Below are 8243 nucleotides of genomic sequence, written 5' to 3'. Positions count from 1 at the left end.
GGCAATTGCTGTTCTAGATTTTGTTTTTCAGCTAATTGCTGCTGCAAAGATGCCAGGGCGCTTTCTTTTTCGCTCAACTGTTGCTGCAAAGTGTCGTAACTCGACTTAGCTACAGTTTCCGGCAATTGCTGTTCTAGATTTTGTTTTTCAGCTAATTGCTGCTGCAAAGATGCCAGGGCGCTTTCTTTTTCGCTCAATTGCTGCTGTAAAGCGTCGTAACTTTCTTGCAGCGGATTCGGCTCTATGCTTACCTTGGGTGATAGAGTTTCTGCCGTTACAGCCTCATTAATTTGGCTTTCTTCGGCTGTTTCCTCTGCTAAGTCAGCAGTATCGATCGCACCTTCTTCATCTTTTTTCCAAGTGATACTAACTTCACTTTTGTCCTTAGAAATATCTAAAGCGCCTTTTGCCAAGCGTTCTAGCAGTTCTGACCTCGATATTCCCAGCTTGCGAGCGATCGTATTCAATCTATCGGCACTAGAAGGAGTCAGCGAAAGTCCGACTTTGACTTTGCTTTCTGAATTTGAACTAACTACATTGCGATTTTTTTTGACCATTGGCATTTTCCTCATGCCAACCTACACTTATTAGTGTAGTGGCTGAAACATCTCTTAAAATTAATTCTTGTTATATCAATTCCGGTCGCACCGGAATGATGTTAACTGTTAACTGTTACCTGTTAACGGTTAACAGTCAACAGTCAACAGTGAATTTACTATTCCGATGCTAACAGATTTGATATTACTTACCAATTGTGGCAGCTTGTGGCAGCTTCCGTTCCAAATCGAACAAAAAGCCATGAATGTACTCTTCCGTCCACTCCTCGCCGTAGAACCGTTTAAACATTCCCCGGGCGGGATCTTTTTCGGCACGATACCGCAGGTAGCGCAGTTGAGCTTGTAAGATACTATCTAACTTTGCGCTATCTGTCACGGGTTCGGCGCGATCGACCAAATCCAAATAAGCAGCGAGATAGTCTTTGAATGCTGCAAAAACCCGAGTTTCCACAACTTCCGTTTCCTTGGGGCGAGTCCACAGAAACGCCGGCGAGAAAAACTGTTTGGCTTCTTCTGGAAAATCTCCGCCCCAGGGAAGGTGCGGTTGATGAGCTTGAAACATTTGCGCGATCGGCGCAGTATACTTAGCCTCGTAGTCAGCATCCCCGCCAAACAAAGGCTGCATATCCAGAGCAATTAAATGACCGCCCGGAAGCGTTACCAAATCCGCGCCAAAAAACGGCAAATCATAGTTAAGATGCGGGAAAATCACAAAATTCAGAACTTGCAAGCTGTTGCCGCCTTGGACGTGAGCCGCGCGAATTTGCCGCAGTTTCGGGGATGAAAAAGCATAACTGGTAGTTACGATTTCTTCTTGATTTTTCCCTTTGCCGACAGTAGCTTCCTTAAGTTCAAACCCTTCTGGAATCGGGTAAGACTGTAAGTCTAACCGATTTTTCATCAGAGCGATCGCCGTATCTAAAAAAGGTTGATAAAGAGTCATATCGATTTTAGATTTTAGATTTTAGATTTTAGATTAGACTTCTTCAATCAACAGGTTCGTAGTAATGGCTTTAGTTGTTCTCCCGAGGTTCGCAGTCAGGACTTTAGTCCTTCTTTCGAGGTTCGCAGTCAGGACTTTAAGTTCCTTTTAAACCTTGACTTTAAGGACTTAAGTCCGAACGATCGAACTTTGTTGGAAAAATCCATGTAAATTCAGCGGTCATCGCGTGCCAGCGGCGACAGCTAAAGGCACAGCATCTTCAAACAAAAATTCGTAAAGAAATTTTTCTGCCCATTCGTGACCAAAATAACTGCTAAACAAGCCCGAAGCCGGGTCTCTGTCTGCGCTGTACTGGTCGTAATCTTTTTGAGCTTTAACGATGCGCTGGATATCTTCTCGGTCAGTCAGCGGTTGTGCGGACGACAGCATTTTCCAGTACAAATCCAAATAGTCTTTATAAGCTGGATATACCCGATTTTCTACAGTTTCCGCATCAGTTTTGGCGAACAGCAAGTATTTTGAAAAATACTGATTGGCGTCATAAAATTTCATTTCTAAATTTTGTGCCAAATCGTCATACTTGTCGCGGAGCGATTGTAGAGGTTGAACGTATTTTGCTATATAAGCTTCATCTCTAAAGAGCGGCTGAAAGTCGAGAACTACTAAAATTTTCTTCTTGCCAAAAGACAAGAGGTCAATTCCCAACAGAGGCAAATCGTAATTGTGATTGGGATAAATCACGCAATTAAAAACTTGAGCTGCTTCACCTGCATCGATGTAAGTGTAGCGAATTTTTCGCAATTGCGGGCATTCGTAACACCAACTGCGGATTGTAGCTGGGGTTTTGCCGCGCTCGCTGACATTGACTTCCAACCCGGAGGGAATGGGGCGACTTTGCAAATCAAACCTTTGAAACAGCTCTTGCTCTAGGTATTCCCGAAAAGGCTGGTACATGGCGAATTAACTCGGATGGCAAAACTCTTGCGATCGTAAATGATGCCGTCGGCTCACGTCTCGTTTATTAAAAACAAAGTAACAATCCGTAACATTATGAAGGGCGATCGGGCTAATCTCAGGGCGGGTATGAAGTGCGACGGGCTTGTAGATTTCAAAACCAGCGTTTTTAAAGCGAAGTTTCCAAAGTCGCACCTACCACCCGAAAATCGGGATCTTTTGCCAAATAGCTCACAGCAGCGCGAGCTTGAGGATTGTCAAATTTTCTCAGCACCCGCGCAACTCGCATCCGAGTTTCCCAGTATTCGGCGCTCACTAGAGGTAACAATTGCTGCAATGCTTCTTCTCCTTTATCGGTATTTGCCAGGATGCCCAATCCGTCCATCGCCACATCCTGCACTGGTATATCTTCGCCCGCTAGACCGATCGTACAAATTTCTAATATGGCATCAGGACACTGCATTTCGTACATGGGAGCCATGATACTGCGGCGGACGAGCCAATTGTCATCGCGGCGAAAGGCCTCCACCAAGTGAGGAATTGCCTCGGTGCCAAACATTGACACAGAGTTAGCGGCTTCTGCTCGCACGTTCGGATCGCGATCGAACTGCATCATTTTTAACAGCGCCCCGAAAGATTCCGCAGTTTTACTCTGGCGCAATCCCATCGCCACGAACGATCGTACCATGAACTCAGGATCGTCCACCTTCGTCAGCAACACCGGCAGCGCCACCGCAGCATCGCACTTTCTCAAAGCCGTTATCGCCCGCAGCCTGTCTTTAGAATCCGAACTTTCCAGCGCTGCTTCGATTTCGCTAATTTCCATGAGCCAATTTAAATATATTTTTGTTACTTTTCTTGACAATTTTAACAATTCTTGCCGGATTTTGGGAAAATTATAAAAAATTCAGTTATTAGATTATGTCTGCAAATTTAGAGGCTGAAACTTCAACACCAGAAGAAGTTCAGGAAGTAATTGCTGAGTTGGAGCAATACCGGCAACGGCTGATCGACGATACCTTGGAAATGGCTAAAAAGGTAAAAATGCCCAAGCAAGCAGTGATGAAGCAGTTGGAAAATCACCCAGAGATAGTTTATATCGACGGGGCGCTAGCCAATTTGCGATCGCAACCCCAAAATAATAATACGGCGGTTGAAACTGCGTAAGCGTCAAACAATGTCCGAGCCAAGCGGACTAAGAGAAAATAACCTAATTTTTACCGCCCATTTTTCCACCCGCTTGGCATTGCTTTTGTTTGTCTAAACGCGGTTTCAACAGCCCGGTATTCTTAAACAATATGTAATTATGCTACTCCTGATTTAGGTTTATTTGAGATAATGCCGATCGCACTTCTGGTAAAATTTCAATATGCCTTCTCCTAGTAATTATCCACTATCTATCGATCTATGACTCTCCAATTAAGCGAAAAAGCCAAAGAATTAATCCCGAAAGCCCGAATAGTCAACCTAGCCACCTGGGAAAATTCCCATTCTCCCGCAGAAATTCAACTGATTCAAGCTGCTGACGACACAGGTCGCTATCTCGCCGATGAAGATTTGCAGCAACTTAACTCATCCGAACCAACATTAATTAATACTGCAAAGTTCCTGCGCGACAGTGCGGCGGATATTGTATCGGAAGCCAGGGAACAAGTTTTAGCGGCATATCCAAATATTTCTGAACCCGGAGGCGACCTTTATCCCCCAGCCAGGGCTGAAGCTTGTTGGCGAGATTTCTGGCATTTTCTGCGCTGCATTACCTATGGAATTGCGGGAAATACGCCAGAATTTACCAGCGATAAAGGGCTGCACAACATGAATTTATTATATCAAGAATTGGGCGTTCCTTTGCCTGCAATGGTTATAGGTTTGCAAGGAATTAAGGCTGCTAGTTTGAAGCGGTGCGATGCGGGCGATGCAGCAAAATTAGCTCCTTATTTCGACCATTTGATTGCGAAAATGAGCCAGTTTAGTTAAAAACTGAACATTAGCTAATTGTATGGCGCGCATTACCTACCATACAATTAGCTGAAAAAAAAACGCAATTTGCAACCCTAATTTTCCCGCGCATAAAACCCTAAATGATTAGAAATTGGACGTTCCTGCATGGGGATTTTATTCTGAATCGGAGCATTCAATAGTTTTGCTCCTGATGGCGATGCTACTGCCAAAGTGACCGAACCACCACCGTCCAAATTCAGCACTGTATCGGCTCCCAACTGCATCGCAATCTCTGTGATTTCGCTCAACTTCAGCCCTTCGCTGTAAAGCCTCTGCTTGCCGTCTACCACAATCAACCACAACTTTTTGCCTGTGAGGTCGATCGCCGCAACTGCACGGGGATAGAGTTGATTTTGTTTGTTTTCTTCCTGAATTTGTGCTACTATTTTGCTATTTTTTACCAGCAAAGTATCTCCCGCAATTCCATAGGCTGTTCCCGCAGGACAATTGCCGTTTTCGACTATTTGAGCGCGGTTTTTGGTGTCAAAACAAAGGGCGGGAAAGTTTGAATCTGGTTGGGAATAAGCTTGGCTTTTGCTAATGGCGTGTCCGACGTTATTCACTCGATCGCCTCTGCGGGGATAATAATCCCAAGGTGCTTCCTCAATGCAGGGATAAAAAAAATTGGCATTGACTGCTAGTTGCAATTTGAATTCTTTGATAAATTCAGTAGCGGTGCGGGCGTTGGTTTCTGTTAAATCGGCTAAATCGGCTGTTGGAGTTCCGGGGGTGACAAAAATTCCTATTCCTGGGGCTTTGAGGTCGATGCTAACAATGTGAATCATGATGGGACGCGGATTTGAGCGGAATTCCCTGCGGTAGGCTATTCCTTGAAAGAGCGATCGGGTTTCGTTTGTTTGTGCTGGACGCGAAAAGTAGGGAATGTTATAGATTAGTATTGGTGCGAGTAATATTCCGAAACCGAGAATGTGTGAAATGTGTTTGATTTTGAGCGGATTGGTTAGTTTCATTTTGTGAAGGAGATTTTTTAACGAACCGCGAAGACGCTAAGGACGCGAAGGAAGGAAAGAGAGGGAAGAGAAGAGAAATATGAGTTATTCGGATGTCCATAATTTTAGCAATCAAGTTTTGCGAAATCGATCGTTCAAAGGACAAGTTCTTAACGGTGCTGATTTTGGCGGTGCGGATGTTCGTGGCTGCAATTTTAGAAATGCTCAGTTGGAGGGTGCGAATTTTATTGGTGCGAAAATTGGGGTTTCTGGGCGACAGATTGCTGTTTTGAGTGCTGGGGCGATCGCGATTTGTTTGGTTGTGGGCGATGTTGTGACTCGACTGATTTTAGGAACCCAAGGACAGGTATTGGGTTCTCGCAGTTGGTCTTTTGTGCTGTTGCTATATGGGGTTTTGAGCGCTGCTGGGTTGGCTGGGGCGATCGCCCGCACACAGCCACCAAGCTCAAAAATCGGTAGATTTGCGGGGACAATTTCTGCTATTCTATCAGGGGCTTTGTTGGGATTTTTCTATGCTGGGACTGCAACTAATAATAATTCTCAGGCTGCTCTTGCTGGAATGGCGATCGGCGGGGTGTTAATGTTTTTTGTGAATTCCAGGATTCGCCGCCAATTTGCTAAGGTGGCGATCGTAGCGGCTGGAAGTGTTACGACTTACGGAGCAGCTTTTTTGTTTTCTGCCACTGCTAGCACTTTTCTGAGCACTCACAAACTGTTTTGGGGTACGTGTTTCGGTTTGGTGTCGCTGCTATATTTTTGGTGGTCGTTTGTGTCTTTTTCTGCTATTGTTGGAGAGATTAGAAATGCTCAGGACACTTCGTTTAGATGTGCAAATCTCGCTGATGCTAAATTTGATAGGAATTACATCAATCTAAAATCTAAAATTTAACATCTCAAATCCCATGACTAACATTCAAACAGCGATCGATCCAGCAGAAAGTGACGCTTTGCTGCAAACGGTGAGGGAACAAAGATCTCTCCAAACTTTCAATCCCAACGATAGCGAACTTCTCAAAAAGATGGTCGAATGTATGGGAGATTCGCGGGGAATGATGCGGCTGAATTTTGCCGAAACCCTCGGCTTAATTGGCAAACCAGCAACTCCTTTTTTGGTGGAAGCTCTAGCAAACCACCCCAACCCTGTCGTCCGCAGAGCAAGTGCTAAAACGCTGACTCTGATTGGCGATCCGGTCGCCCTTCCGGCGCTGTTAGAGGCTTTTTTGCACGATGATGATACTGTTGTCCACGGTTCGGCGGCGGCAGCCCTAGCTCAGTTGGGCGAACCGTCTGTGCCGCATTTGTTGGAAGTTTTAGCTTCGCCACAACATTCTGAAAATACTAAGGGACACGCGGCTTGGGCTTTGGCGTTTATTGGCTCGAAGGCAAAAAAATATTTGTATCGGGAAATCGCGTCGGATTCGGTTGAGGTGCGGGCTGCTGTCGTAGGGGCGATCGCCAAAATCGCTCAAGAAGAACCCGAAGAAGCTGCATTCAACCTGTTAGTTAATGCTCTCACAGACACAGCGGAAATTGTGCGTGTGGAAGCAGCATCGGCTTTGGGAATTACGGCGTACAAACCTGCAATTTCTAACTTGATTGAGTTGCTGCACCATGCGAGTTGGGAAAGTAGAAAAGCGGCGGCTCTAGCATTGATGAAAATTGGCACGAGCGAAGATCCGCCGGAGTTTTCTGTTTTTTTGGAACCGTTGGAAGCTGCACTTGTTAATGAATCGGAAGCGCAGGTAAGGCCGGTGATTCAGTTGGCGATTTCTCAGATTCACAAACAGTCTGAGGCGGATGATTGGGAATAGATAATTTATATCATGTTCCCTAGAATGACCACCATAAAATTGGTTTGTATGGAGGACTTTTCGTCCTCTATACAAACACTTTTATGATTGGTAATTGACTGCAGATGATATAGCCTTTCTCACAAAGGTGAGGTACAATAACAACAGTGTGTAAACCAGTTAAAAATATTTGATGATGTAACTTGACTGAATGCCAAATCTATGGCTTTCGCTAATTCTTGATAATTAGTAGTCTTGATAGAACGGAGAATATTTTTAAGTTTTGACCACAGATTTTCAATTGGTGAAAAATCTGGTGAATAAGGTGATAAGTATATTAATCTTGCCCCTTGTTTTTCGATAGCTTTTTTCACTTCTTCTCCCAAGTGAATAGAACAATTATCCATGACTACACAAGCCCCTTTCCATAGTTTTGGCACAAGTTTTCTGATAATAAAAGCCTCAAATGTAATTGCATCAGTCCCGCCTATTAGATTAACAGATGTCAAAATTTCCTTGACTGACATGGCTCCAATTATTAATCCATTTTTGCCACGTTTCGTTGGTCTTGGGCCCTGGGCTCTTTGACCTTTCAAAGCTCTAGCATATAACCTAACTATTGCCAAATTAACTCCTGATTCGTCAATGAATATTAAGTCTTTCAAACCTTACGCTTTAATTTTTTGCCAGAACTCACATCGCAGGAGTTGAACTCGGTCGGTGCCTTTGCCGCTCAGGGAAGAGAGTTTTTTTTGACAGTAATATCTAAGAGTTTTATCATTCTTGCTATTGTCGATATACTAAGGTCAAATCCAATTTTCCCATAAAGTAAATAACGAAGTTCTTCAAGAGTTGCATCATTGTTTACTTCAATCAATTCCCCCAATATGAGTAGTTGCTCTGCATTCAGTTTGCCCTTCACTCCACATCGGTCAGTTCGGGGAGTAATGTTTTTTGTTTCACGATATTGTTTAAGCAATTTTTGTACAAAGCTGAGGGCAGAGCGAAAAACGCTTAGCTATTGCTT

General features: G+C 44.2%; 10 protein-coding genes. 4 read left to right on the top strand and 6 right to left on the bottom strand.

Annotated elements, in window-relative coordinates; genetic code table 11:
* From QUB13_RS21990 to QUB13_RS21975, 4 genes are all read right to left on the bottom strand, one after another.
* The coding region (locus QUB13_RS21990; protein WP_333384760.1) for a ribbon-helix-helix protein, CopG family at window positions 1-557 on the bottom strand (557 nt) is incomplete at its 3' end.
* Window positions 558-741: 184 nt separating this feature from the next.
* The gene (locus QUB13_RS21985) at window positions 742-1500 is read right to left on the bottom strand and encodes a phycoerythrobilin:ferredoxin oxidoreductase (protein ID WP_194012015.1); all 759 of its coding nucleotides are present in this window, start codon (window positions 1498-1500) and stop codon (window positions 742-744) included.
* A gap of 219 nt (window positions 1501-1719) precedes the next feature.
* Window positions 1720-2454 carry a 15,16-dihydrobiliverdin:ferredoxin oxidoreductase gene (locus tag QUB13_RS21980; protein ID WP_333384758.1) on the bottom strand — a complete coding sequence of 245 codons (735 nt, stop codon included), beginning with the start codon at window positions 2452-2454 and terminating at the stop codon, window positions 1720-1722.
* 169 nt (window positions 2455-2623) lie between these two features.
* Window positions 2624-3280, bottom strand: coding sequence for a HEAT repeat domain-containing protein (locus tag QUB13_RS21975; protein ID WP_333384756.1), 657 nt, complete (start codon window positions 3278-3280; stop codon window positions 2624-2626).
* 95 nt (window positions 3281-3375) lie between these two features.
* Between QUB13_RS21975 and QUB13_RS21970 the strand changes: the two genes are divergently transcribed.
* Both QUB13_RS21970 and QUB13_RS21965 read left to right on the top strand, forming a co-directional pair.
* Window positions 3376-3621 carry an acetyltransferase gene (locus tag QUB13_RS21970; RefSeq protein ID WP_333384753.1) on the top strand — a complete coding sequence of 82 codons (246 nt, stop codon included), beginning with the start codon at window positions 3376-3378 and terminating at the stop codon, window positions 3619-3621.
* A gap of 240 nt (window positions 3622-3861) precedes the next feature.
* Entirely contained in the window at window positions 3862-4431 is a 570-nt protein-coding gene (locus tag QUB13_RS21965) for a phycobilisome protein (RefSeq protein ID WP_333384750.1), read from the top strand.
* Window positions 4432-4508: 77 nt separating this feature from the next.
* Here the strand turns inward: QUB13_RS21965 and QUB13_RS21960 are convergent, their stop codons facing one another.
* Window positions 4509-5426 (bottom strand): phosphodiester glycosidase family protein, encoded by a 918-nt coding sequence (locus QUB13_RS21960; RefSeq protein ID WP_333384748.1) that lies wholly within the window; start codon window positions 5424-5426, stop codon window positions 4509-4511.
* A gap of 79 nt (window positions 5427-5505) precedes the next feature.
* Between QUB13_RS21960 and QUB13_RS21955 the strand changes: the two genes are divergently transcribed.
* Together QUB13_RS21955 and QUB13_RS21950 are read left to right on the top strand one after the other, a co-directional pair.
* Window positions 5506-6315: a pentapeptide repeat-containing protein gene (locus QUB13_RS21955; protein ID WP_333384745.1), complete on the top strand. Its 810-nt coding sequence runs from the start codon at window positions 5506-5508 to the stop codon at window positions 6313-6315.
* A 13-nt stretch (window positions 6316-6328) separates the two neighbouring features.
* Window positions 6329-7237 carry a HEAT repeat domain-containing protein gene (locus QUB13_RS21950; protein WP_333384742.1) on the top strand — a complete coding sequence of 303 codons (909 nt, stop codon included), beginning with the start codon at window positions 6329-6331 and terminating at the stop codon, window positions 7235-7237.
* A gap of 119 nt (window positions 7238-7356) precedes the next feature.
* On the opposite strand, the gene QUB13_RS21945 is transcribed toward QUB13_RS21950, so the two are convergent.
* Window positions 7357-7881 (bottom strand): transposase, encoded by a 525-nt coding sequence (locus QUB13_RS21945; RefSeq protein WP_333384740.1) that lies wholly within the window; start codon window positions 7879-7881, stop codon window positions 7357-7359.
* Window positions 7882-8243 lie beyond the last annotated feature (362 nt).

The organism is Microcoleus sp. B4-D4, assembly GCF_036705185.1.
In the GTDB taxonomy this organism is placed as follows: domain Bacteria; phylum Cyanobacteriota; class Cyanobacteriia; order Cyanobacteriales; family Microcoleaceae; genus Microcoleus.
This window is presented reverse-complemented; position numbering and strand designations above follow the sequence as displayed.

Excerpts from the sequence above, each read along its gene's own strand:
- QUB13_RS21985 (WP_194012015.1), bottom strand. The coding sequence starts at position 1,500 with ATGACTCTTTATCAACCTTTTTTAGATACGGCGATCGCTCTGATGAAA.
- QUB13_RS21980 (WP_333384758.1), bottom strand. The coding sequence starts at position 2,454 with ATGTACCAGCCTTTTCGGGAATACCTAGAGCAAGAGCTGTTTCAAAGG.
- QUB13_RS21975 (WP_333384756.1), bottom strand. The coding sequence starts at position 3,280 with ATGGAAATTAGCGAAATCGAAGCAGCGCTGGAAAGTTCGGATTCTAAA.
- QUB13_RS21970 (WP_333384753.1), top strand. The coding sequence starts at position 3,376 with ATGTCTGCAAATTTAGAGGCTGAAACTTCAACACCAGAAGAAGTTCAG.
- QUB13_RS21965 (WP_333384750.1), top strand. The coding sequence starts at position 3,862 with ATGACTCTCCAATTAAGCGAAAAAGCCAAAGAATTAATCCCGAAAGCC.
- QUB13_RS21960 (WP_333384748.1), bottom strand. The coding sequence starts at position 5,426 with ATGAAACTAACCAATCCGCTCAAAATCAAACACATTTCACACATTCTC.
- QUB13_RS21955 (WP_333384745.1), top strand. The coding sequence starts at position 5,506 with ATGAGTTATTCGGATGTCCATAATTTTAGCAATCAAGTTTTGCGAAAT.
- QUB13_RS21950 (WP_333384742.1), top strand. The coding sequence starts at position 6,329 with ATGACTAACATTCAAACAGCGATCGATCCAGCAGAAAGTGACGCTTTG.